16 protein-coding genes and 1 other RNA gene are annotated in these 24,930 nt (G+C 35.7%); 16 read left to right on the top strand and 1 reads right to left on the bottom strand.

The window, feature by feature from the left end; all coding sequences use genetic code 11:
• Window positions 1-15 precede the first annotated feature (15 nt).
• From ggt to folB, 7 genes are all read left to right on the top strand, one after another.
• Entirely contained in the window at window positions 16-1,851 is a 1,836-nt protein-coding gene (gene ggt / locus H3T57_RS04910; protein ID WP_198193374.1) for a gamma-glutamyltransferase, read from the top strand.
• Window positions 1,852-1,942: 91 nt separating this feature from the next.
• Window positions 1,943-2,037: signal recognition particle sRNA small type (gene ffs / locus H3T57_RS04905), an RNA gene on the top strand.
• 95 nt (window positions 2,038-2,132) lie between these two features.
• The gene (locus tag H3T57_RS04900; protein ID WP_198193373.1) at window positions 2,133-4,127 is read left to right on the top strand and encodes a DNA polymerase III subunit gamma/tau; all 1,995 of its coding nucleotides are present in this window, start codon (window positions 2,133-2,135) and stop codon (window positions 4,125-4,127) included.
• A gap of 30 nt (window positions 4,128-4,157) precedes the next feature.
• Window positions 4,158-4,481: a YbaB/EbfC family nucleoid-associated protein gene (locus tag H3T57_RS04895; protein WP_198193372.1), complete on the top strand. Its 324-nt coding sequence runs from the start codon at window positions 4,158-4,160 to the stop codon at window positions 4,479-4,481.
• An 80-nt stretch (window positions 4,482-4,561) separates the two neighbouring features.
• A complete protein-coding gene (gene recR / locus H3T57_RS04890; protein WP_198193371.1) occupies window positions 4,562-5,155 on the top strand; it encodes a recombination mediator RecR in 594 nt (197 codons plus the stop codon).
• Window positions 5,156-5,239: 84 nt separating this feature from the next.
• A complete protein-coding gene (locus H3T57_RS04885; RefSeq protein WP_347400609.1) occupies window positions 5,240-6,046 on the top strand; it encodes an SDR family oxidoreductase in 807 nt (268 codons plus the stop codon).
• A gap of 14 nt (window positions 6,047-6,060) precedes the next feature.
• A complete protein-coding gene (gene folB / locus H3T57_RS04880; RefSeq protein ID WP_155566561.1) occupies window positions 6,061-6,456 on the top strand; it encodes a dihydroneopterin aldolase in 396 nt (131 codons plus the stop codon).
• Window positions 6,457-6,630: 174 nt separating this feature from the next.
• Here folB and H3T57_RS04875 read toward each other — a convergent pair whose 3' ends face one another.
• A complete protein-coding gene (locus tag H3T57_RS04875; protein ID WP_122123317.1) occupies window positions 6,631-6,954 on the bottom strand; it encodes a TIGR02300 family protein in 324 nt (107 codons plus the stop codon).
• A 155-nt stretch (window positions 6,955-7,109) separates the two neighbouring features.
• On the opposite strand from H3T57_RS04875, the gene aroA reads away from it, so the two are divergent.
• The 9 genes from aroA (at window position 7,110) to H3T57_RS04830 (ending at window position 24,913) form a co-directional block, all read left to right on the top strand.
• Entirely contained in the window at window positions 7,110-8,453 is a 1,344-nt protein-coding gene (aroA, locus tag H3T57_RS04870) for a 3-phosphoshikimate 1-carboxyvinyltransferase (RefSeq protein ID WP_198193370.1), read from the top strand.
• Between the two features lie 42 nt (window positions 8,454-8,495).
• Window positions 8,496-9,140, top strand: coding sequence for a (d)CMP kinase (cmk, locus tag H3T57_RS04865; protein ID WP_155569018.1), 645 nt, complete (start codon window positions 8,496-8,498; stop codon window positions 9,138-9,140).
• A 245-nt stretch (window positions 9,141-9,385) separates the two neighbouring features.
• The gene (gene rpsA / locus H3T57_RS04860) at window positions 9,386-11,113 is read left to right on the top strand and encodes a 30S ribosomal protein S1 (RefSeq protein WP_198193369.1); all 1,728 of its coding nucleotides are present in this window, start codon (window positions 9,386-9,388) and stop codon (window positions 11,111-11,113) included.
• Window positions 11,114-11,356: 243 nt separating this feature from the next.
• Complete coding sequence (locus H3T57_RS04855; protein WP_198193368.1) at window positions 11,357-14,710, top strand: glycosyltransferase; 3,354 nt, start codon at window positions 11,357-11,359, stop codon at window positions 14,708-14,710.
• 95 nt (window positions 14,711-14,805) lie between these two features.
• Entirely contained in the window at window positions 14,806-19,878 is a 5,073-nt protein-coding gene (locus H3T57_RS09215; RefSeq protein WP_198193367.1) for a glycosyltransferase, read from the top strand.
• 9 nt (window positions 19,879-19,887) lie between these two features.
• Entirely contained in the window at window positions 19,888-20,892 is a 1,005-nt protein-coding gene (locus H3T57_RS04845) for a glycosyltransferase (RefSeq protein ID WP_110438749.1), read from the top strand.
• A gap of 60 nt (window positions 20,893-20,952) precedes the next feature.
• Window positions 20,953-21,639 carry a DUF805 domain-containing protein gene (locus tag H3T57_RS04840; protein ID WP_198193366.1) on the top strand — a complete coding sequence of 229 codons (687 nt, stop codon included), beginning with the start codon at window positions 20,953-20,955 and terminating at the stop codon, window positions 21,637-21,639.
• A 323-nt stretch (window positions 21,640-21,962) separates the two neighbouring features.
• Window positions 21,963-22,421 (top strand): DUF805 domain-containing protein, encoded by a 459-nt coding sequence (locus tag H3T57_RS04835; protein WP_198193365.1) that lies wholly within the window; start codon window positions 21,963-21,965, stop codon window positions 22,419-22,421.
• Between the two features lie 95 nt (window positions 22,422-22,516).
• A complete protein-coding gene (locus H3T57_RS04830; protein WP_198193364.1) occupies window positions 22,517-24,913 on the top strand; it encodes a P-loop NTPase fold protein in 2,397 nt (798 codons plus the stop codon).
• Window positions 24,914-24,930 lie beyond the last annotated feature (17 nt).

Raw genomic sequence — 24,930 nt, 5'->3', positions numbered from 1 at the left:
CGTTCAGGAAGTGATATGAAAAGCGTACTCAAAGAAATAAGACAAAAAAAATATAAATATTCATTAGGTATATTGCTCCTTTCAAGTGGTTGTTTTTCTGGGGCAGTTTATGCGCAGGTTGGTAATGGGGTTGATGCCTTAGCATTTGGTGAGGTTGCTCAAGAAACCATGTCTCCAGAACCTGTTGTGGCGTCAAAAGGAATGGTTGTTTCGGCAAGTAATCTTGCTGCAAAAATTGGATCTGAGGTTTTAAAAAATGGCGGAAATGCAGCTGATGCAGCTGTGGCAGTTGCCTATGTAATGGCGGTCACCTATCCTGCCGCTGGAAATTTAGGGGGCGGGGGGTTCCTCACGCTTCGTTTACCAAATGGGCAGGCTTATTTTATAGATTTTCGAGAGAAGGCGCCAAAGGCAGCAACTTCCAAAATGTTTGTTGACAGTAATGGTAAGAAAATTCCCAATGCCTCTATATTGGGATGGAAAGCTGTTGCTATTCCCGGAACGGTGGCAGGTATGGAAATGTTGCGTAAACGATGGGGAAGCAAGTCTCGTGCGGAATTAATGGCTCCAGCTATTAAACTTGCGCAAAATGGATATATCCTGACGCAGGAAGATATCGATCTGATGGCGACTTCTCTGTCTGATTTTGCTAAGGATCGCAATGCAGCTAAAATTTTTCTTAAATCAGACGGAAATCCATGGAAAAAAGGGGATATCTTTCGTCAAAAAGATTTGGCAGATACCTTGCAAACTATTTCAAAGCATGGGGAAGATGTTTTCTATCATGGTTCAATTGCAAAAAAAATAGTTGATGCCAGTAAAAAGCATGGTGGAATATTGTCCTTGAAAGATTTTGAAAATTATCATCCACGAATGATGCTGCCATTAACCTGTTCTTATCGAGGTTATCATATTGATACAGCCCCACCTCCAAGTGGTGGGGGAATAGCTTTGTGCGAAATGTTAAATATTTTATCCGGTTATGATTTACATAAAATGGGTCTTCAGACAGTTCCTGCGGTGGAAAGACAGGTTGAAGCAATGCGTCGGGCCTATTCAGATCGGAGAGATTTGGGGGATCCAGAATTTGTTGATAATCCTGTAAAACACCTGAATGATCCCGATTATGCAGAAAAAATACGCAAAAGCTTGACCTTTAAAAAAGCGGTTGTTTCCTCCGATTTGGTTCCAGGAAAGGTTACCGAGGCAACATCGTCGAATAAGAAGGAAAGAAAAGCATTACTATCACATGAAAGGAATGAAACGACGCATTTTTCTGTGATTGACAAGGATGGCATGGCGGTTTCATTAACCTATACGCTTAATGGCTGGTATGGAGCGAGGGTTGTTGCTGGCAATACCGGTATAATTATGAATGACGAAATGGATGATTTTACCACGGTGCCAGGTGAAGCAAATATGTATGGAATAATCGGGGGTAAGGCTAATGAAATTGCTCCGGGGAAAACGCCCTTATCTTCAATGACACCAACAATAGTTTCCAAAGACAATAAGGTCTTTATGGTTATAGGCAGCCCTGGGGGGTCAAGAATTCCCACTATTATTCTTTCTGTAATAACAGGTGTCATTGATTACAAAATGAATATTCAGCAGGCGATTAATCTCCCCCGTATACATGAACAATGGCAGCCTCAGGGAATTCAGCTTGAACATAATGCGTTAAGCGGTCAAGTTCGTAAAATTTTAAAAAGAAAAAACTATCCCTTGGATCTTTACTCTACTTGGGGAATTGCCGAAGGGATTCTTGTTGGACGTGATAAAAACGGAAAGACTATTTATTATGGCGGGGTGGATTATCGTCATGCTGGCGGGGGAGCTATAGGATACTAATTTTTTTGATTATTCATATGAAAAATAATTTTTTTGAAAAATCAAAAAAAATACTTGCCAATTTTTTTTTAATTTGTAATAGAAAGAAACTGGAAAGCTTGGGTGGACGAACACCTTGTGAACTCGGTCAGGTCCGGAAGGAAGCAGCCATCACGAGTATCGTTTGGGTCATTCAAGCTTTCCCTGGATTTAAGACAAATAAATTAGAATCTCAGGTAATTTAGTGGTATAATCAAAATCCGCAAAAACTGGTTTTATCATATTTTCTGGAATGGTTGTTAATGAAAGATATTCCGGACGAGCAATTACCCGCCCCAGATATTAAGCCCGCTGGATTATTTGAATCCTTATCGAACGATAATTCTGAGATCAAATCATCATCTGATGAAAAGTCCTATCGTGTCTTGGCACGAAAATATAGACCCCGGGATTTCAAGGATTTGATCGGTCAAGAAACAATGGTACGCACTCTGCGCAATGCTTTTGCAATGGGTAGAGTTGCTCATGCTTTTATGCTTACGGGAGTTAGGGGAGTTGGCAAAACAACAACCGCCCGTATTATCGCGCGTGCATTAAATTGTATAGGAATTGATGGTCAGGGTGGACCCACGGCAGACCCCTGTGGTGTTTGTCCAAATTGCCTTGCAATTTTGGCAGATCGACATCCTGATGTATTGGAGATTGATGCAGCTTCTCATACGGGTGTTGATGATGTAAGGGAAATTATAGACGGTTCACGTTTCCGTCCCATTCAGGCCAGGATGAAGGTTTATATCATTGATGAAGTTCATATGTTATCGCGTAATGCGTTTAATGCATTGTTGAAAACACTCGAGGAGCCACCTGACCAGGTTACATTCATTTTTGCGACAACTGAAATTCGCAAGGTTCCCGTAACGGTATTATCACGTTGTCAACGGTTTGATCTGCGACGTGTCCCGCAGGATCAGCTAAGTCAATTTTTTCAAAAAATTTCAAAACGGGAAAAAGTAAACATATCTGATGAGGCTATTCATTTGATTGCGCGTGCAGCTGATGGATCGGTCCGGGATGGTTTATCCTTGTTAGATCAGGCTATTGCACTTGGCCGTGCCACTATTCCTGATCAGCAAGAAAATGATAAGCGGGATCATGAAATAACGGCTGAAGCTGTTTCAGGCATGTTGGGATTTGCGGATAAAACCCTAATATTCGATTTACTTGAAGCAATTATGTCAGGAAAAGCTGATCAGGTTCTAAGCTTGACTGAACAGGCTTATGCAGGCGGCGTTGACCTAGGTGTGTTATTATCCGATCTTCTGGAACTAATTCATCTTCTTTCAAGAATGAAATCATTGCCAAATCTGCGAAATGGTTCTGAATTATCAGAACTTGAACGAAATCGTGGTGGTCATATGGCTTCCATGCTTTCCATACCCGTATTGGGTCGTGCATGGCAAATGCTGCTTAAAGGGATCAAGGAGGTTGATATGGCTCCCAATCGTAAGGCAGCAGCTGAAATGATTTTGATACGTTTATGTTTTATAGCCGATTTACCCACTCCTGGTGAAATAATCAATCATTTATCCAATTCCCCGGAACAGAAGTCAGACCAATATTCTCATCATTCCTCATTATCATTTTCAGATATGCAATCATCAAAGCCAACGTCACTGGTATCTGTATCAAAAGGGGGTAGCAATTTTCATGGATATGGTAAAACTTATGCCTCAAATTCATTGATACAACCAAAATCGGAAGTCCTGTCATTGCCTAAACAAAATTCCGAGATCAAAAACCCCCAAATTTTATGGAACAGTTGGCGGGAAATCATATCTTTTGTAAAGCAGCAACAGGCTGCAATTTTGCATGCCCATTTACGTAACGCGGTTCATCTGGTTAAATTCGCACCACCAATGATTGAAATAAGAATTGAAGATAGGGTTCCAGCAAATCTTCCCCAACAATTATCAAGATTGTTGAATGAACATTCAGGGTTGCGATGGACAATTGTTCTTTCCCAGCAAAAGGGTGAACCAACCTTGATGGAACAGGAATCTTTACAGGTTCAGGCCGATTTTGACAAAGTTGCATCTGAACCAATCGTAAAAGAAATTATGCGTATTTTTCCTGGGGCTGTTGTTAATAAGGTTATTAATCCACATCTTGATGAATATGGTCTATTTCCAGAACACAATTCATTTACAGACAGGGATGAGCAAAGTATGTCATCAGATCTTGAAACTGAAAAAAATTTAGCAATGATAGATGATTTTGACGAATTGACATATAATTAATCCCAAAATTAAATTTTGAAAGAGAATTGAATGAAAAATTTTGCCAATCTTATGAAACAAGCTTCTCAAATGCAAAGCAAGATGACCGAGATGCAAGAAAAGCTTGCCGCCATTACAATTGAGGGTGTTTCAGGGGCCGGTATGGTAACTGTAACATTGGGTGGAAAAGGTGACATGAAATCTATAAAAATTGACCCGAAATTGGTTGATCCGGCTGAAATGGAAATGTTGCAGGATCTTATTGTTGCAGCTTATAGTGATGCACGTAGGCGACTTGATGAAACAACACAGGAAGAAATGCAGAAAGTTACCGGGGGAATAAATCTTCCTGAAGGTTTAAAATTTCCTTTCTGATTGACCAGAAGTTATCTTGTGAATATTGGTAATAAAGGTAATTTGTTGTTAGTTAATTATCTTGGTAAGAAGAGGGTATCGTGGGTGGTCCGGAAATTGAACGGCTAATTACTTTATTTGGTAGATTACCTGGTTTTGGACCACGTTCGGCGCGTCGTGTTGTTTTGTCATTACTAAAACAGCCACATTCCCGTATGATTCCCTTGGCAAACGCGTTAGAACAGGCAGCCAAGATGGTGAGAATCTGTTCTTCTTGTGGTAATTTGGATAGCAGTGACCCATGCCAGATCTGTAATGATTTAAATCGTAATCGTGAATTGATTTGTATTGTTGAGACAGTTGGGGATTTATGGGCACTGGAAAAAACCGGAGCGTTCAGGGGCTATTATCAGGTGTTGGGCGGCACCTTATCCCCCTTGGTTGGGGTAGGGCCAGAGGATTTAAATCTAGCGCCTCTTTTAAAACGGTTAAAGCGCAATGAAGTCAAGGAAATTATTCTTGCACTTGGTGCTACGGTTGAGGGTGTAACAACTATGCATTGGCTATATGATCAATTGTTACCCTGGCATGTAAAAATAACCCGTGTTGGTCAAGGCATTCCAATGGGTGGCTCACTGGAAATTCTTGATGAAGGAACCCTGACAGCGGCTTTGACTGCCAGACGTCCAGCTTAGTTGTGCAAATTCGTAATTTTTTACTGCAAAAATCATGTTGTTTATGATAATAAGTTGCATCTTTACAAAATAAAGGAAATTTCTGTGTCCAATCAAGGGAGATCAATTAATTTTTTCCCAGTTTCTGATTCACTCCCTAAAGTTGCTTTTATTACGGGGGCGACCGTAAGGTTAGGGCGTGAAATTGCTTTAACCTTGGCAAGATTTGGATTTGATATTGTTTTACATGCCCGTAAGCGCACTCAAGAAGCTAAAACATTGATAGAGGAAATTCGGCAGCTTGGGAGAAATGTAATTCTACTGACAGCTGATCTTTCCGATGCTGATCAGGTTAAACGTTTGATTGAACTGGCAGTAGATCAATTGGGATCAATAGGTATTCTGATTAATAATGCAAGTGTATTTGAGCGCGATGAATGGGATAGTGTAACCTTGCAATCCTGGCAAGAACATTTAATGCCCAATTTATGGGCTCCTTTTCAGTTAATTCAGGATTTTGCAAAATTATTACCGAAGCAATCTAGTGGATGTGTTATTAATTTGCTTGATCAACGCGTATGGTCTCTAACACCACATTTTGTCAGTTATACAGTTTCCAAATCCGCATTATGGACATTAACACAAACAATGGCCCTAGCATTGGCTCATAAATCAATTCGAGTTAATGCTGTTGGGCCCGGTCCAGCAATGGCCCATAAACGTCAAACCGCCGAACAATTTGCCAATCAATGCAAATCTGTTCCGTTGCAGCGTGGCACGTCTGCACAGGAAGTGGCGCGAGCGGTACTAAGCTTGATATGTTTACCCTCTGTGACGGGACAGATGATCGCTTTGGATGGAGGGCAACATTTACAGTGGTCACCGACATTAATGCCAGATAAAAACGAGTAAAACAGGATTTATTTATGAATTTTTCCCTAGTATGGTCAGGGCATTATGACATACCCTTACGTCGAATTTTTATTCGTGACTTAATTTTGATGGCACGTATAGGTGTTTATGATTTTGAACAGAAAAAAACTCAGCGTATTCAATTGAATATTTCCATTGGAATTCAGGAAGAAAAAGGCGTTGGTCCAGATATTTTATCCCGGACGGTATCCTATGCGGATATTGTTGACGATGTAAAAGACACTGTTCTTCAGACCCATTTTCATTTGGTCGAAACGTTGGCTGAGACCTTGGCTGATCGTATCTTGAAGGATAAGAGGATTCAGGTTGTTCGCGTCATGATTGAAAAACTGGATATTATTCCGGAGACAGCTGGGGTCGGCGTAGAAATTGAACGATGGAATAGATAAAGTCTGCTATTAATACCAGAAAATTTGCAAAATACTTTTTTATCTTCAATTGATTAAATACAAATTTATTAAAATTCAAGTTTGTTATGATATCAAATGCGATTTAAATGGAAAGACTGGTTGATGTATTTATAACCAGAAAAGAGGAATTCATAATGAATTCCTGTATCATTTTTAAGAATCGTTATCGTCGTCGTTATTTTTAATTGCTTCTATTTCAGAGCCGATAGCATCAACATCGTCCTCAAGATCTGAAGCATCCTCAATTACATCATCGACATCAGCATCTGAATTTTCCAGATCATCAGTATCAATCATGGTATCGATTTCTTTTTCTTCGTCCAGATTGCCGCTTCCTTCAATTTGACGATGACGAGGTAGTTCAATGGGTTGTTCAGTGCCACATTTTGGGCATACAGGTAACATTTTGTTTAAATCATAAAAACGAGTCCCACAAGCACAACATGTTCTTTTAATACCCAATTCTAGCTTGACCATTTATGTATCCTGTTCTCTGATCGAAAAAATAAAACATAAATATGGCGAAATGCCAGTTTATTGTCTTATTGTCAAATGATAAAATACGATTTGTTGATTTAAATCAAAAGTTTTTTTGTTTTTATACTCTATTTGTTAAATTGGAAAATAAAATTATGACAGTTACTCACTCAAAACAACCACTTGTTGTTTCTTTTCTACAACAGCCTTTAAAAGGTAAAGTGAATGTTCCAGGTGACAAATCAATCAGCCATCGTGCTCTAATGTTATCGGCTCTGGCAAATGGAGAAACAAAAATCACGGGATTGCTTGAGGGTGAGGATGTTATGCAAACCGCTCAGGTCATGCGTGCTTTGGGAGCAATTATTCATCAAAAAGCACCCGGTGAATGGCAGGTTATAGGCAAGGGGGTTGGATATCTGAATGAACCCGATGATGTTTTGAATATGGGAAATTCCGGAACGTCGGCGCGGTTGTTGAGTGGGATTTTATCAACACATAATATTTTCAGCGTTATGACAGGTGATTGCAGTTTGAGAAAACGCCCCATGAGAAGAGTTATAGAACCCTTGAGCCAGACTGGTGCCCAGTTTAGTACGCGCGATGGGGGACGTTTGCCTATGGCGATCAAGGGAGTGGAAAAGGCTAATCCCGTTACATACCGGTTACCTGTTGCGTCTGCCCAGGTAAAATCCGCCATTTTGTTGGCGGGTCTAAATGCCAATGGCATGACAATTGTAGAAGAACCGATTGCAACAAGAGATCATACAGAAAATATGTTGAATCATTTTGGGGTAAAGGTTGATATTAGCACCTTAGCTGAAAAAGGGCGCAAAATCTGTTTGCAAGGCCCAACAAAACTAGTAGCTAAAGATGTTAATGTTCCAGGTGATCCATCCTCTGCTGCATTTTTGATGGTAGCTGGCTTGATTATTTCCGGATCAGAAATACTGATAGAGAATGTTGGACTTAATCCTTTGAGAACCGGGATAATTGAAGCGTTGAAAATGATGGGAGCAAATTTGCAGATATCTAATAAGCGTCAGGAAGGTGGTGAAATAACGGGTGATATCATTGTTAAAAACACGACATTAAAGGGTGTTGACCTTCCGGCTTCAATTGTCCCATCCATGATAGATGAATTTCCAATTCTATCGGTTGCTGCTGCGTATGCCAAAGGCGAAAGCCGTTTTAGAGGATTGGCAGAATTACGGGTTAAGGAAAGTGATCGGTTTAATAGCATCATAAACATGTTGCGGAAAAATGGTGTTTCTGTTGAATCTCATGGAGATGATATGATTATTGAGGGTACCTTTGGTAATATTCCAGGGGGAGGCGAAGTTGAAACCCATATGGATCATCGATTGGCAATGAGCGCTTCAATCTTGGGATTGGTTGCAAAAAAAACGATAACTATCGATGATATTCGTTTTATACGCACCAGTTTTCCTGGATATTTTAAATTGATGAATTCACTGGGGTGTGGATTTCAAATATAAAATATAATTATAACTTAATATAAAGGCTAATGAATATTCATTATGGATAAAAATATAATTATAGCAATCGATGGACCTTCAGGTGTGGGAAAGGGAACATTGGCCAAGTCAGTAGCTGATTATTTTCATTTACCTTATCTTGATACGGGATTGCTTTATCGGGCAGTTGGTAGAAAAATGCTGGATGCAGGTGAAAAACCAGATTCCAAATCTGTCCTGACTTTTGCTGAAAATCTTCGAGAAAAAGATTGGTTAAGAAATGATCTGCGTATGCCTGAAGTGGATAAAGCGGCCAGCCAGGTTGCTGCCAATCCAAAAATCAGAGCTGCTTTATTAAATGTTCAACGCAATTTCGCCATGTTAAGAGGCGGGGTTATGGATGGTCGGGATATTGGAACGGTTATTTTTCCTTCCGCTGATTTTAAATTTTATCTTACGGCTTCACCAAGGATACGGGCAGAAAGACGCTGGTTGCAATTTGCTAATTCTTCAAAAGCCGAAAATAAAGAACAGCAGATTAACAAAATAGAGATGGATTTGAAAACCAGGGATGAAATGGATTTGTCTCGAGAAGTAGCTCCGTTAAAACCTGCAGAGGATGCTATTGTAATTGATACAGATCATTTGACAGCTTTGGAGGTTCTAGAAAAAGTGGTTAATAAAGTAAAAAAACATAATAATTGTTAAAAAGATAAGAAATTTAAATTTATCTTTAATAAATTATTGAAAAAAAAGTAACTTCCTTATATGCTCCCCTTTATTCTTAAGGAATAGAATAAAATATTTTTTCGTTGAAATTGTTTCATGAATTTAATCGTGAAAAAGTCGTATTTTTATAAATAGATTCATTACTATTTTGGAAACGCGCAAATTAAAGTCTGTATATAAAAGGCAATATTTGTCTTTAAATGTGACTGGGATTACAGAAACTCATGGCTGCAGCCACCATACAAACCCCTAATGATCATTTTGGTGGGGAAGATTTTGCTACGCTTTTAGATGAAACCCTTGGACAAGATATTGGGTTCGAAGGCTCCGTTGTTGTAGGTAAAATTGTTCGTTTAACGGATGATTATGCGATCGTTGATGTCGGTTTAAAAAGTGAAGGACGTGTTCCTTTAAAAGAATTCGCGCCTGCGGGTGTAAAGGCAGAAGTTAAACCGGGCGATATGGTTGAACTTTATGTGGAACGTTATGAGGATCGTGACGGTTCAATTCTGCTTTCACGTGAAAAGGCACGTCGTGAAGAGGCATGGTCTGCTCTTGAAAAAGCATTTGAAAATAATCAACGCATAAACGGAACCATTTTCGGTCGTGTCAAAGGTGGATTTACTGTTGATTTAGGTGGGGCAATGGCTTTCTTACCTGGATCACAAGTTGATATTCGTCCTATCCGTGACATCAACCCCATGATTGGTGTGGCACAGCCTTTCCAAATTTTGAAAATGGATCGTGCCCGTGGGAATATTGTTGTTTCTCGTCGTGCGGTATTGGAGGAAACACGTGCTGAACAACGCAGCGAGTTGATACAAGGATTAAAAGAGGGCATGATTCTGGATGGTGTTGTAAAGAACATCACGGATTATGGTGCCTTTGTTGATTTGGGTGGTGTTGACGGATTATTGCATGTCACGGATATAGCCTGGAAACGTGTCAATCATCCAGCTGAAGCTTTACAGATTGGTCAGCCGGTACGTGTTCAGGTTATTCGTTTCAATCCTGAAACTCATCGTATTTCATTGGGTATGAAACAGCTTGAAGCTGATCCATGGGAAAATGTCACAACAAAATATCCTGTTGGCTCACGATTTACTGGTCGCGTTACAAACATCACGGATTATGGCGCTTTTGTTGAATTGGAACCTGGAGTCGAGGGGCTTGTTCATATTTCCGAAATGTCTTGGACAAAGAAAAATGTTCATCCTGGCAAAATTGTATCAACATCTCAGGAAGTTGATATTGTTGTATTGGATGTTGACAGTTCAAAACGTCGTATTTCATTAGGTCTGAAACAGGTTCAACCAAATCCTTGGCAACAGTTTGCTGATACACATCAGGTTGGTTCTGAAATTGAAGGTGAAATCCGTAATATCACCGAATTCGGTCTGTTTATCGGTCTATCAGCCGATATTGATGGTATGGTTCATATGTCTGATCTTTCATGGGATGAACCTGGTGAAGTTGCTATTACTCACTTTAAAAAAGGTGACGTTGTTAAAGCAAAAGTACTTGATGTGGATGTTGAAAAAGAACGTATTTCATTGGGTATCAAACAGTTAAGTGAAGATTCTGTTGCAGATGCACTTGCAAAAGTCAACAAGGGCAGTATTGTTACATGTACCATTACCGGTATTCAACAAAATGGTATTGATGTAAGTGTTAACGACATTTTAAGTGGATTCATACGACGTACCGAACTTTCTCGTGACAAGGCGGAACAACGTCCGGAACGTTTTAACGTTGGTGATCGTGTAGATGCCAAGGTTGTTTCAATTGATAAAAATGCACGTCGTTTAACCTTAACGATTAAAGGACGTGAAGTTGAAGAGGATAAACAGGCTATTTCTGATTATGGGTCTTCAGATAGTGGCGCTTCCTTGGGAGACATTCTTGGAGCAGCTTTCCGACGACGGAACGAAAACGAGCCGGATGTAGAATAGGATTTTTATATTTTTAACTTTTAAAAAACAGGCTTTGTAAAAAGTCTGTTTTTTTTATTGATACAATTTATTCTTTTAATGAAAACTGTTAAAAGATAATTTTTATAATTTTAAAAAATTATAATTCAAATTGGTTGTGATTACGCAATCTTTTGTAGTATATCGTATATAAATTATATTTTTTACTAAAATCATAGATTTTGTTACTTTTTCTAATTAATTAAGAATTATTAAGTATTTATCATGGCAGTCATTTACAATACAAATTATACGCATAACTCTAATTCTTACTTAACTCTTGCTGTTTTTTGGGCAGCAAAAAAACTATGGGGGGAAGATAATGTTGTTGTAGTTGATAATATGGATATCTTGTCAGTTGCAGCAAGTGGAGAACATGAAGTTATTATTTGTATTGATGGACAGCGAACTGATTATGAATTGATGAAAAGGCTTAGACCGTGTTTTAAAACCATGATTTTCTGGGCTTTTGAAGATCCCTTCATGTTGGATTTCAATGTTCAGGTAACGACTATTTTTGATTATGTGTTTACAAACGACCCTATTTGCGTGAAGGCCTATCAAACAGAAGCATTTTATTTACCTTTGGCTGCAAGTGATCAAATTCATTATCGTAAAGTGAAAGAAACTGATGCGCTGGATTATGATATATGTTTTGCGGGGACAATGTGGCCAAACCGTGTTGATATTTTACGTCGTGTTATAATTGCCTTTCCCCAAGCACGGTATAAATTGATTTGTCCTGGAAATGAATATTTGCCACCTTTGCCAGCTGATTTGAGTGAAAGGGTTATACATAGACCTGTAAGTATTGAAGCGTTTACTGATTTTGCCAATGCAAGTAAAGTTACCTTAACAATGTTTCGCAATTATGCCAGTCATGGAGATATAGGGCAGGCAACTGCACCTGGCCCACGTCTATATGAATTGGGTTTGGCTGGTACAGCACAGATTGTGGAATTGCCAGCAGGTATGGATGAAAAATATTTAAAAGAGATTAATGGCGTTGCTATTGCCCATAATACTGAAGAAATCATTAAACAGATCGCAGAGGTGATTGAAAAAAAGAATATCAGAAAGAAAATGGCGATTTCCTCCCAGCAATCTGTAATGAAATCACATTTGTATCAAAATCGTCTGAAAGTTATTGAAGATGTGACTCAGGCGGATTTTTCTCTAAAGAAAAAAGAGAAAAAAATTATTTTTGAATCTCAGTTTAAAAAAAAATTGAAGGTCTTATTTGTCACGCATTCCACTATTCGTGAACAAGTATGGGGTGGCATTGAAGTATATCAGCAGATTATTTCTTTTGGACTAGTAAAAGATGTGGAATTTTATTATTGGCTTCGTCGAAGAGGTGCATGTACGCTAACAGATTCCAATGGTCAAGAATTGGAACGGTTTGACATGCCAGATGTGGGCTGGTTGGATTCCATGAATGATGCCGGGGAAGAAACTGCCTTTTCGAATATAATTAATCAATATGGATTTGATGTGGTCCACATTCAGCATTTAGGCCATCACACTCTTTCCTTACCGATTATAGCCAAGGCTTGCGGTATTGGAACGGTTTTTTCTTTTCATGATTTTCTGGCGGTTTGTTCTCATTATAATCTTTTGAATTACGAACAACGTTACTGTCGTATTGAAGAAAATAAAGATGTTGGAACTTGTGATGTTTGCCTTAAAATTTCTGAAAAGCTGGATTTTGGTGTGCAACAGACACGACGTGCATTTGTTGGAAAAGTCATGAAATCCATTGATGCATTTTTATATGGAACACAACATTCGTTTGATGTGGCAAAATATATTTATCCTGTTGTTGAAAATAAAAAAAATTATATTCTTGGTATCCCTTCGCCAGACACAACAATACCTTTGATAAAAAAAGAGTTCAAACCCCTGGAAGGCAGAAAACTGAAAGTTGCGACTGTTGGTAATTTTATCCGTTCAAAGGGTGCAGATACGATTTTATCCATATTACAGACTGCCAATCCAAATTTGTATGAATTTCATATTTTTGGATATATGCAGCCTGACTATGAATCTGTCCTAAAAGATTTGAAACTTGATAATATTATATTGCATGGTTCATATGGATTGGGTGAAGTTTCGGCATTGCAGGTAGCAGATGTAGCCCTAATATTGTCAATATGGCCCGAAACATATTGTATATCGCTTTCTGAAGTTTGGCAGAATGGGTTAATTCCCATTGTGACAGATGTTGGTGCGTTAAAAGATCGTGTGCAGGATGGAATTAATGGATTTACGGTTCCCATCGGGGATGTGAATCTGGTTATTGATCGATTGGAACTGATACGTTCGGATGAAATATTGCGTCAGAAGCTTATCAATAACATTTCACCTGATTTATGGGTCAATTCAAAAGATTATTCTGAAAAATTATTGCAAGTTTACGATGAAGTCGTTCCTATAAATATGTTAGGTAACAGCGGGTTACGATGGGATATAGGGCGGCTTCATTATATTCCACATGCATCTTGGAAAGAGCAGGCACCACCTCGTCATATTTTTGATGCGCCCACAAGTAGCAGTCTTTATATCGAGCTTCCACAGGAAATTGAAGATTGGGCAGTTGTACAGGGAGCGCATTTTTATATCGATGATATCTGTTATCATATTCTTAATGTCGATGATGACAGCAAATTTAAAGAGGCAGATGAATTCCATATTCGTGGATGGTTTATTTATCCTGATATGTCCAATGCAGGAAATTTGTATACGGTTTTGATTCATCAGGATAGTGATTTGACAATTTTCTTAAAATGCGATCGAGAAAGTCGGGAGGATGTGGCATCTAATTTTGTTAATGCTCCTGTACGAAATGGATTTTCGTGTAAATCAGCATTGAGAGGAAAATGGTGTGAGGGCCGTTTCAGAATTGGCTTGATTAATGTTGTCAATGGAATAGCGGCATTTCAACTGGCTGGTTACGAAATAAAGGTTAACGCCGGAAAAGTTGTTAAAATCTATAATGAATTTCATGATAATCAGGTTATATTAGATGATTTTCTGCGTATTACTGAAAAAGATGGTATTATGCGTGGAATAAAATTAAGTGATATTTCTGAAAATAGATTGTTTCATAAAAATTTAGGTAAACTAGAATATTATATTCAAAATTTATCTACGGACGTTAATCCGGAAAATGAAAAAGCAGGGAATTTGCTTAAAATTTCTGGATGGGCCTTTGATCGCACAACAAGTAAGGCAGGGCAGATATATCTTGCCTTTGTTAATGAATCTTTTAAAAACTGTTTTTTTGTTGCCACATCAAGATTTATTCGTCATGAAACAATTTCAGTTTTTCAAAATGTTCCATTAAACAATGGCTTTTACATACAATTGGATTTACAGAAAGGATATTCTCTAAAATTAGAAGGAAAATTTCAAATTTTTCTGATTAATCTCATTCATAATGAATTTTTGGTTGTTCCAGTGAATATTTCTGTGAATTTTAAAAATAACCAGGTCAGTAATATTATGGATGATATAATAAATGAAGATACAATTGATCAATATACGGATTTTTTGAAAAGAAAATTATTTAGGGAGTGATTTTAATTAATAAAAATAATTTCAAATAAATTTTAACTAGCGATAAGTATAATTATTTAAGTAGCTATTTTAATTAAAATATAAGGTGGTAAATTGTGTATGATAGTGAAGAAAAACAACCCAAATGGATGGTTTTCGACTTGGAATGGTATCGTAATCGGTATAAAAGTTTTTCGTTACTGATACAGGATATATATCAAGGCGATGTTTTTGCTTATCATTCAACTAATGGGTATAAGGTTGGAAATTCGCCCAATCCGTATTTTGATGAAAAATGGTATTTGACAAAATATTATGATGTAAAGGAGCTTATAAAAAAGGGGAAATACACTTCTGGATTTGATCATTACTGTAAAATTGGCTTTAAAGATCATTCACCACATTGGTTATTTTCAGAAACATTTTATAAAAAGCATAATCCAGAAATAAATGACCTAATTGGCGAGGGAAAACCTTATATTAATGGTTATGATCATTATTTACGGGTTGGAGATAGATCCTGTCTTAAAGGAAGTTTTTTTTTCAATCCCTGTTTGTATTTATCCCAAAAAGAGAATTTAGACGAAATCACAGAATATGGTCCATATCAATATGTTTTAACAAATGATACGGATGATTTCGATAAATTCAGACTTTCATGGTTTTTTGATCCAAAATGGTATGGAAATACATATTCAAAGGAAACATTAAAAACCACCAATTATCAATACTTGAATCTTCTCCATCATTATCTATCCAATCCAACACCAACATTATTCTCGCCTTTGGAACAATTTTCCGAACAATTTTATCTTGAAAACTATCAGGATTTATCTCCTTCGATTTTGATGGATGGTCATGGACTTTTTCGAAATGGTTATGAACATTTTATTGTATGTGGATGCAAGGAAAAACGAAAACCATTGAAGGATTTTGATTATAATCAATTTTCTGATGAGATATTTGAAAAAATTGCAAAAGACAATCTATATCTGAATATATTTGAATATTGGGTGGCTCAACAGGATTTGCATCTTTTAAATAAATTCATGGAAATCCAAAAAAAATATTCAAACGATAAAGACAAAATCGAAAATAGTTTTGATATACAAAAAACAGTAAAGAATCAAGAGACCGTTGAATCTGGGGATGTTTCAGACTCCATATCTACGCGAAAAAATGAAAAAGGGTTTTCAGTTATCGAGGATAACATTTCTAATATTGAAAAGGAAATAGCCTCTTCAGATTATATGCCAATATGGCAGGCTTTTGATGAAAAATGGTATGTTCACAAATATGATCATGTAACTTCAAAAATGAAGGCACTGGAAGTTGATAGTGTTGAAGAATATTATAAAACATTTGGTTGTTTTGAAGGTCATTCCCCCAATCCTTATTTTGATGAGGAATGGTATTTACAGAAATATCCTGATGTAAAACTAATGGTTGATTGCCATCAATTTACCAGTGGTTTTCAACATTATTGCAAGGAGGGATATCATACCCATGATCCGCATTGGTTATTTTCTGAAAAATATTACAAAAAAGTAAATCCACATTTGACAAATGAGAATTTGGAAAGGAATGGATTTGTTAATGGATATGACCATTTTCTGAAAGTGGGAGATATTGAGGGAAATAGTGGCAGTCTTTTTTTTAACAGTAATTTTTTCATTGGAAAATATCAACAGGCCATTAAGGAAGGGTTATCGCCTTATCAACATTATCTAAAATATTTGGATGAAATTGATGGTAAAATACAGGTATCCTGGTATTTTGATCCAGAATGGTATGCGCAGAATTATCCAGAAATAACAAAGGCAATTTCAGAAGGAACATTCAACAATTATATTCATCATTATCTAGTAAACAGTCAAGCTTTCAATTTCAATCCAAATGCCTGGTTTGATGAATCCTTTTATGATCAAAAATATAAAAGCCAGCTTGAGAATGTTCAAGCGTTCAAAAAATATAGAAATGGATATGCTCATTTTATTTACGAGGGAATACAGCTTTTATGGGATCCCTGTGAAGAAATAAATTTACAGCAATATGCTGCGGATAAAGCTGTAAAACAGGATATTCAAAAGGGACTTTATCCAAATGCCTATATTCGATTGCTAGCTAGCGGAACAAATTATGGGGGACGGAATAAGGATTTACCTGTTTCGTCACAATCTGATAGTTTGCCAATTCAAAAAAATATAGAAAATGACAAGGATGCAGTTGATCAAGCATTATGGGCTAAATTTGATGGGGAATGGTATATAAAAACCTATCCTGACCTAAGTGAAAGAATGAAAAATTGTGGTTTGGATGATGTGGAAATTTATTATAATCAGGTAGGTTCAATTTTAGGTCATTCTCCCAATCCCTACTTTGATGAGGAATGGTATTTACAACGATATCCTGAATTAAGAAAAAATATTGATCGTGGAGCGTTTAAATCAGGTTTTGAGCATTATTGTAATCAGGGTTATTTGACACATGATCCTCACTGGCTTTTTTCAACACATTATTATTTAAAAAATAACGCTGATTTTATTCATGAAGTTATTAATGATTCCCAATATATTAATGCTTATGATCATTATTTGAAAAAAGGGGATGGATTACGTCGTACAGGATCCTTGTTATTCGATCCTTCAATCTATCAACAGGCATGTTATGAACGTGAAGATGTAAAGCGCAGTCAAAATCCTTATAGAAATTTTCTTTATTATCTTAGTGATGTTGAAAAAAATACAAATGTCTCTCTTTATTTTGACACATCATGGTATTTAGAAAAATATCCTGATGTAAAACAAAAAATTGCTGATGGTGAATATCTTTGTGCTCTACATCATTATTGTTTGAATGAAACACCAAAACTATTTAATCCATCTCCATGGTTTGAAGAAGAATTTTACCTAGATCATTATAAGGATATAAATCAAGCCATTGAATCAACAGCAAGTTTTAGAAACGGCTATGATCATTTCATACATTATGGTGCGTTAGAACTTCGTTCTCCAAGGATCGATATTAGTCTGCACGAATATTATCTATCAGGGGATATTCGTGATAAGGTTGAAACGGGTATATTCAGGGATGCTTTTGCAGCTTATGTATTTGAACAAAAACTTGATCAGTGGATAAATAAGCAACCTGATGATTCTCATTATCGCTTAACTAATGAAACAAAGGAAAGCAGAACATATTTTAAAAAAAAATCAAGACTTGTTTTACCATCGGTTGTTCATGAAAAGCTTGATTTCTCTTATAATGGTCAGGCGGATATCTGTGTAATTATGTTGATGCACAATAATCTGACGGTAACATTGACCGCGTTGGCATCCCTTCGTTCTAATTTTAATGGAAATATACAATTACTCTTGGGTGATAATCACTCGATAGATGACAGTCAATTTATCCAAGGTTGTTTGATCGGTGCTTCCGTAAACCGTTTTCCCTATAATTTTGGCTTTGGTAAGGCATGCAACATATTGATGGAAGACGTTGATGCCCCGATTGTTATTTTTTTGAATAATGACATTAATTTATTGCCGGGAGCAATTGATGCACTTTGTAAACGGTTGACTTCAGCAGATAATATTGGTGCAGTCGGAGGTAAAATAATTCATCCAGATGGATTGCTTCAAGAGGCAGGCCAGATTATTTGGCGGGATGGAACAACGACAGGGTATTTGAGGGGAAAAGACCCATTGATTCCCGAGGCGAATTTTGTTCGGGATGTTGATTACTGTTCAGCGGCGATGTTGGCTGTAAAATCAAAAGTGCTGAAGGAATTGAATGGATTTTCCCCTATTTATTATCCAGCCTACTTTGAGGATACGGACTTTTGTGTTCGGATGATAAAGGCGGGATATCGTATTGTATATGATCCCAATGCAGTTGTGGAACATATGGAGTATTGTTCAAGTAATCCGATTATTTCAAGTGGTTTGATAAAGCGAAACCATCGATTATTTGCTAGAGAACATGCGGATTTTTTAAGGTTTCAATCTCCCCGACATAGTGATAATATTTTAATTGCGCGACAGAGACGAAATATAAATAAAAGAATTTTATTCATTGAGGATAGGGTTCCTTTAAAACATCTGGGGTCTGGGTATATTCGTTCAAATGACATTATCTTTCAAATGTCTGAATTAGGGTATGAAGTGACGGTTTATCCTATAAATTACTTTTATCCCCATGTTTATCAGATTTATTCAAGCATGCCTGATACGGTTGAGGTGTTGTTCAATCATACAGTTGAACATCTTCGTGATTTCTTTAAGGAAAGAGCGGGATATTATGATTTGGTCTGGATAGGAAGAACCCATAATTTAAATAGAATATTGCCCATGATGGGTGAAGCTAGCCGTTATTTACCCCAGGAAATAATCCTTGATACAGAGGTTGTTGCGACACCCCGGACACGATTGCAGGCAAAGCTATTGGAAAAGGAAATAGACGAAAATTTTCAACAGGCTCTGGAGGAGGAGTTATCCTGTGCAAAACATTGTCAAGAAATTGTAGCCGTTAATGAAATTGATGCAAATTATATTCGACAGGCAGGATTTAACAATGTCGATATTCTCGGACATAGTATCAACATACGCAAATCACAAAAGGAATGGAAAGAGCGCAAAAATATTCTTTTTGTTGGTGCTTTGCATGATGATCAGGCACCTAATTATGACAGTTTGAAATGGTTTATAACTTCTGTGATGCCGATTTTGATTGATAAAATGGGATCGGATTTTACTTTTTCAATTGCAGGCTATGTAAATCCCTCTGTTGATATATCCGCCTTGATTAATTATCCTGATATAGATTTTTTGGGAATGGTGCCAGATTTGTCCAGTTTATATGATGATCATCGTGTCTATATCGCACCAACGAGATTTGCGGGTGGCATTCCCTATAAGTTACATGAAGCTGCATCCTATGGAATTCCTATCGTGGCGTCAAATTTATTGGTGGAACAACTGGGATGGCAAGATGAGAGGGATATTCTTGCAGCCTCCACGGATAATCCGGAATTTTTTGCCTCGCAAATTATTAGGTTGTACCAGACGGAGGAATTATGGAATCAACTGCGTCAAAATGCCCTTGATCGTATTGCTCGCGAATGCAATCGTGAACGGTTTAAGGAGCAGTTGCAGTCAATTTTATCAAAAGTTATTTTACACAGGTGTTAAAAGGTTCATATGGCTATAAAATCAAAAAATAAATTTCAAAAAACTAAAAATGAAAAAGTAATGGTATGCAGTGGTGGACGTTATGAATCGCAGGCCAATGCGCAGATCCGTGAAGCCATTATATCAGGTTGGGAAAGTGTTTTTGGTGAAGGTAATGTAATTTCCACGAATATTGCAGGAGCCGCGGCTGCAATTGAGTATATAAAACCTAAGATTGTTTTTTCAATTGGATCATATTTGCCGGAAAGCACCTATTTTGGAGAAGTATGTCACAGGGCAAAAAAATTCGGTGCGATCACCATTTTTTGGGCGACAGAAGATCCGTATGAACAAGATGCCAATTACAGAATTATTGACGATTTCGATGTGATATTTTCCTGTGATCGTTGGGGGACGAATTTTTATAATCATCCACATACCCATTTTTTACCTTTGGCAGCTTGTGAAAAGTTGCATTACCGTCCCATTGACGAAACCATTGAAAAAACGGTTGATGTCATGTTTTGTGGTGTTGCATTTGGTAGCCGCAAGGATGTCATGCGCAGCATAAAACCAGCCCTGACAAATCTAAAAGTAAAAATTATCGGCCCGGGTTGGGGTGAATTCGGGATTGGCTTTTCAGATGCCAGGATAGAGAAAGATCAGTTAATTGAGTTATATCAGCGCTCGAAAATTGTTCTTAATTTGGGTCGTAGCCTTCATTTTGAAAATAAACGGTATATGATTATGCCTTCAAACCCTGGACCAAGAACGTTCGAGGCATCTGCCGCAGGTGCTATGCAGCTTTTTCATGAAGATAATTATGCAATTCATGATTTTTATGAACGGGATGAGGTCCCGGTTTTTTCAACACGTTATGATTTTCAACAACAACTTGATAAATATTTGAATGATCCAGATTTATTATTGGAAACGGCTAAAAAAGCACAGGCACGCACTCTGCGGGATCATCTCTATAATAACCGAATTCAGACCGTTATGGAAATTTTGAAAAATGATGGATTTCTAGACTAGATTATATTTTAGAAAAATTATTTGATATCATTTATTTAAGACAGGAAAAAAATTTTAAATATGCGGGGATTTATACTCAATTTTATCATACAGACTAATACAGGGTATATCTCAGGCGATGATGGGCAGCGTTACGAATTTAGTGGCGATGAATGGAAGGAAAATATCGCCCCTCAAAAAGGGACCTGTGTTGATTTTCAAGTCAATCAACTCGGTAGGGCTGTTGCAGTTTTTATATTAATTGATGATAAAAATGTTCATTTTATGAATAAAATTCAATCACGGACCCAATATGAACAAAAACTTGAAAAAGAAAAAAACTATACGATCATAGGATGGTTTAGTAAATGCATCAGAAATTATGTTAATTTTGAAGGAAGGGCCAGAAGAATGGAATTTTGGTCGTTTCAAATTTGTTACTTGGCCGTTTTTTTTATTGGACTACTCATAATTGGCCTGTTATTTTCTGCTACCGTTTTTCAAACGGATACTTCATTTGATGGAATACTAATTTTTGAGGTCTGTCTATATCTATCAATATTCTTGTGGAGTATATTTAGCATTGTAATGTTTATTCCCATGATTTCCGTTGCGGTCAGACGTCTTCATGATATTAATTTGTCAGGTTTTTGGTTGCTTCTTCATTTCATACCCGTTGGTTCAATTGGTGTTTGGATCATGTTTTGCATTGATACTAAATATGAGGATAATCAATGGGGGCCTCCAGCAAAATTAAAATATAGATAACTGATTTTCATCCTTTTTCTTTAACAGTTTTACAGGAAAGGGATTTTTGTTATCAGTCTGGATAATATAAAATAAAAAAATATAAAATAATCTATGTTAATAATTTTAACAGTATTGTTTGTAATTCTTTAATAATATTAATTCTATTATTATGGAATTATTTTGGTTGTTTGTATAATTATTTATTATTACAATATAAATACAAAGATTGGGATATTCCGGAATATTGACCAGAATATTCAATAATCAGGTGTTTCTGATAATTCGGTGAATGCAAAAAGTCCACCATTTATCTTTACTGAAAAGGGTGCAAACAGATGAACATGTCAGAGAATAACATTGATGTATCTAACCAATATGATAATGAAGAAAATAATACAATCATTGATTGGTTTAATAGATGTATAAAAAATTATTTGACAGTAGAGGGAAGGGCTGGAAGAAAGGAATTCTGGTATTTTCTGCTTATCTTTCTTGCCGTTCTGGTTATAAGCACGGTCGTTCTTTTTTATGTTGTATATAATATAGGATCATCATCCCATCCAGTCTTGTCAATTCTTGTATGGGTTATTTATCTTTTTATTTTCTGTTGGCTTTTATTTACGTTCATTCCCCTGATTTCGGTTTCAATCAGGCGTTTGCATGATATTAATCTATCGGGGTGGTGGTTATTGCTATATTTTACCGGCATAGGGTCATTAGCCCTTATTATCATGTTTTGTATTGATAGCAAACCAACGGAAAACAGATGGGGAAAGCCTGCACATAATATAAATCAATAGTGATTACTTGACTATGAAATAATATCTCATTCATTCAAATTTCAGGTTAAAATATTACAAAATCAAAATAAGTGATATTATGAATGAGATATACTGTGGATAAATCTTCTGACATTTTAGGTGGTGATAATCAACATATCACGGAGTATTTGGATTATTATGTTTTTGATAAAAAAGAGCCAGAATTTGCTGTATTGTTAACTGGTAAATGGGGCATCGGTAAAACATATTATATCGATGCATATTCAGGGGCTGATAAATTACAAAATAGCAAAATCATTTTAAATGAAAGTGAATTACCGAAAAAAAAACGAAATTGGTTTATAATATATTTGGTATTTATCTTTCGAAAGTTGGTATCCGTTGGTATAAAATTTGATCATTATCTTGCATTCGAACCTGATCGATTAAATAAAGTATTATCAAGAAATGAAAAATTAAAAAAATATAATATACGATTGATCAAGATCAGCGTATTCGGTATCAAAACTGTAGAAGAGCTTGAAAGTAGATTGACTAAATCAATTTTTGGTAATTTTAATATTCTATCAGATATTGCTTCCTTATTGATTAAAAATGCAAATATTTCTAATTTTGCCAACCCTTATTTTTCCTTACTCAAGGCATTTATTCCATTAACAACTTTTCCAGATTTTAAAAAAAGATTGAAATCTATTATTTCATCAGTGAAAAAACATAATCTGGTTTTTATTTTTGATGATTTGGAAAGATCGGATATTCCCTTAAAAGAGTTTCTGGGCTGGATCAATCAAGTTGTAGAGGTTGAAAAAATGAAAGTTATCCTTATAGCGAATGAGGAAAAGCTTTTGATTGAACAATCTGGAATTTCTGAGATTGAGGATAACGAAAAAAACAACAAAGACAGAAACAGGCAACCTGATAATGTAAATCAGGGTAATGTAATTGATCGCAATAAACAGGCTGTAGATCCTGAAATTCTGAAAAAATCCTATTTATATAAAGAATTTAAAGAGAAAGTTATTGGGAAAACTTTCAAAATTCATTCCAATTTTGAAGCTGTAGTGAATTATTTTTTATTTACTGGCGAGAATGGCACGGAACCCAACAAATATAAAAAGCTTATCGCACAACATCATGATTTTATTAAACGGATTTATAAAGATGGTCAGATTGCCACACCAAATTTAAGAGGGCTTAAACAGGCCATAAATGATTGTGAAAATTTGTTACAAAATATCAAAGACGATTATTATCCCCTGGAAAAGGATAATGAATTAACGGGTGAAGAAAGAGTAGAGAATGAAATAAAAAGAAATTTTATTAATATGTTAATTGAAAATTTTTTCATTTTAAAATTAGCAATTATTGAATGGAAAATAACGGGCAATGATTTATCTGAAAAAATTATGAGGGATGTAAATAAAATATTAATTAACTCTTGCTGTTCTTTTGATAGTTATCCACCAGAATTAGAAGAAATTTATGCTAAAAATTATAAACTTCTGGAAATTATGGATAAAAGAGGATTTTTTTTTAATAAATATTTAGTGAGATTTTTTCATTCATTTAAATTAATACAAGTTACTATATTTGAAATGCATGTATGGGTTAATATTCTATTTAGATCAGATTTTACTAATATAGATAAAAACATTAAAAGTTTTTTTGATAAGAATCGAAAGGATTTATTGGATAAATTATTTTTTTATAGATCATTAGATGAAAAAGATTTTCAAAATTTATTTAATGAATTTAGGGTTAATTATTTTTCGTTAAAATATTTGGATTTCCCTATATTTTTTCACTATTTAGGATTAATTATTCATTTTAATGAAAATAAATTGATTAAGGAAGATATAAATTCAATTAAGAGGCTCGCAGTTGATTATATCAGGAAATATTGCAAGACATGGATAATAAATTATGGAAATATTACAAATTTTAATGATTTATATTGCAATAATCCAAAAAATTATAATTTTGCATCGTATGATAATCCTGTTTTTTCTGAAATATTGAAAAAATTTATAAAGTCCAAAGAAGAATGTATTTCTGAATTGTCTAAAGAAGAAGCAAGTGATGAAAAATTAAAAAAAATAATTCAGATGTTAAGGGGAGAGGAAAATAAGGGTTTTGATGATATAATTTTCTATAATGATAAAAATCGGCAAAAAGAAATTTTTATCAACAATGATTATATTGCTGAATTTGTTCAGGCAATAGTAAATTGTAAAAATTCATTGATACACGATTTTCATCATGCATTACATTTACGGTATAATAGTAACCATTCTTATAATAAAGAGATTCTTATTAAAGAAGAACCTTTTTGGGAAAAAGTTGTTGAAAAACTTACAGAATATATAAAAGATTATGATAGTGATAATCCTCTTAGAACCGTTAAAATTGTAAATTTGGAATTGTTGGTAAAAGAAATTCAGGAATTTATAAATATATTTCAAAAATTAAAGTATGAGGAAGAGAATAAAAACACAATTTTTATAAGATGAAGAGTAAAGATTATAAT

Source organism: Commensalibacter sp. W6292M3 (assembly GCF_016101315.1).
GTDB classification, from domain to species: Bacteria; Pseudomonadota; Alphaproteobacteria; order Acetobacterales; family Acetobacteraceae; genus Commensalibacter; species Commensalibacter melissae.
The sequence above is the reverse complement of the archived record's forward strand: the minus strand, read 5'-3'. Positions and strand labels throughout refer to the sequence as shown.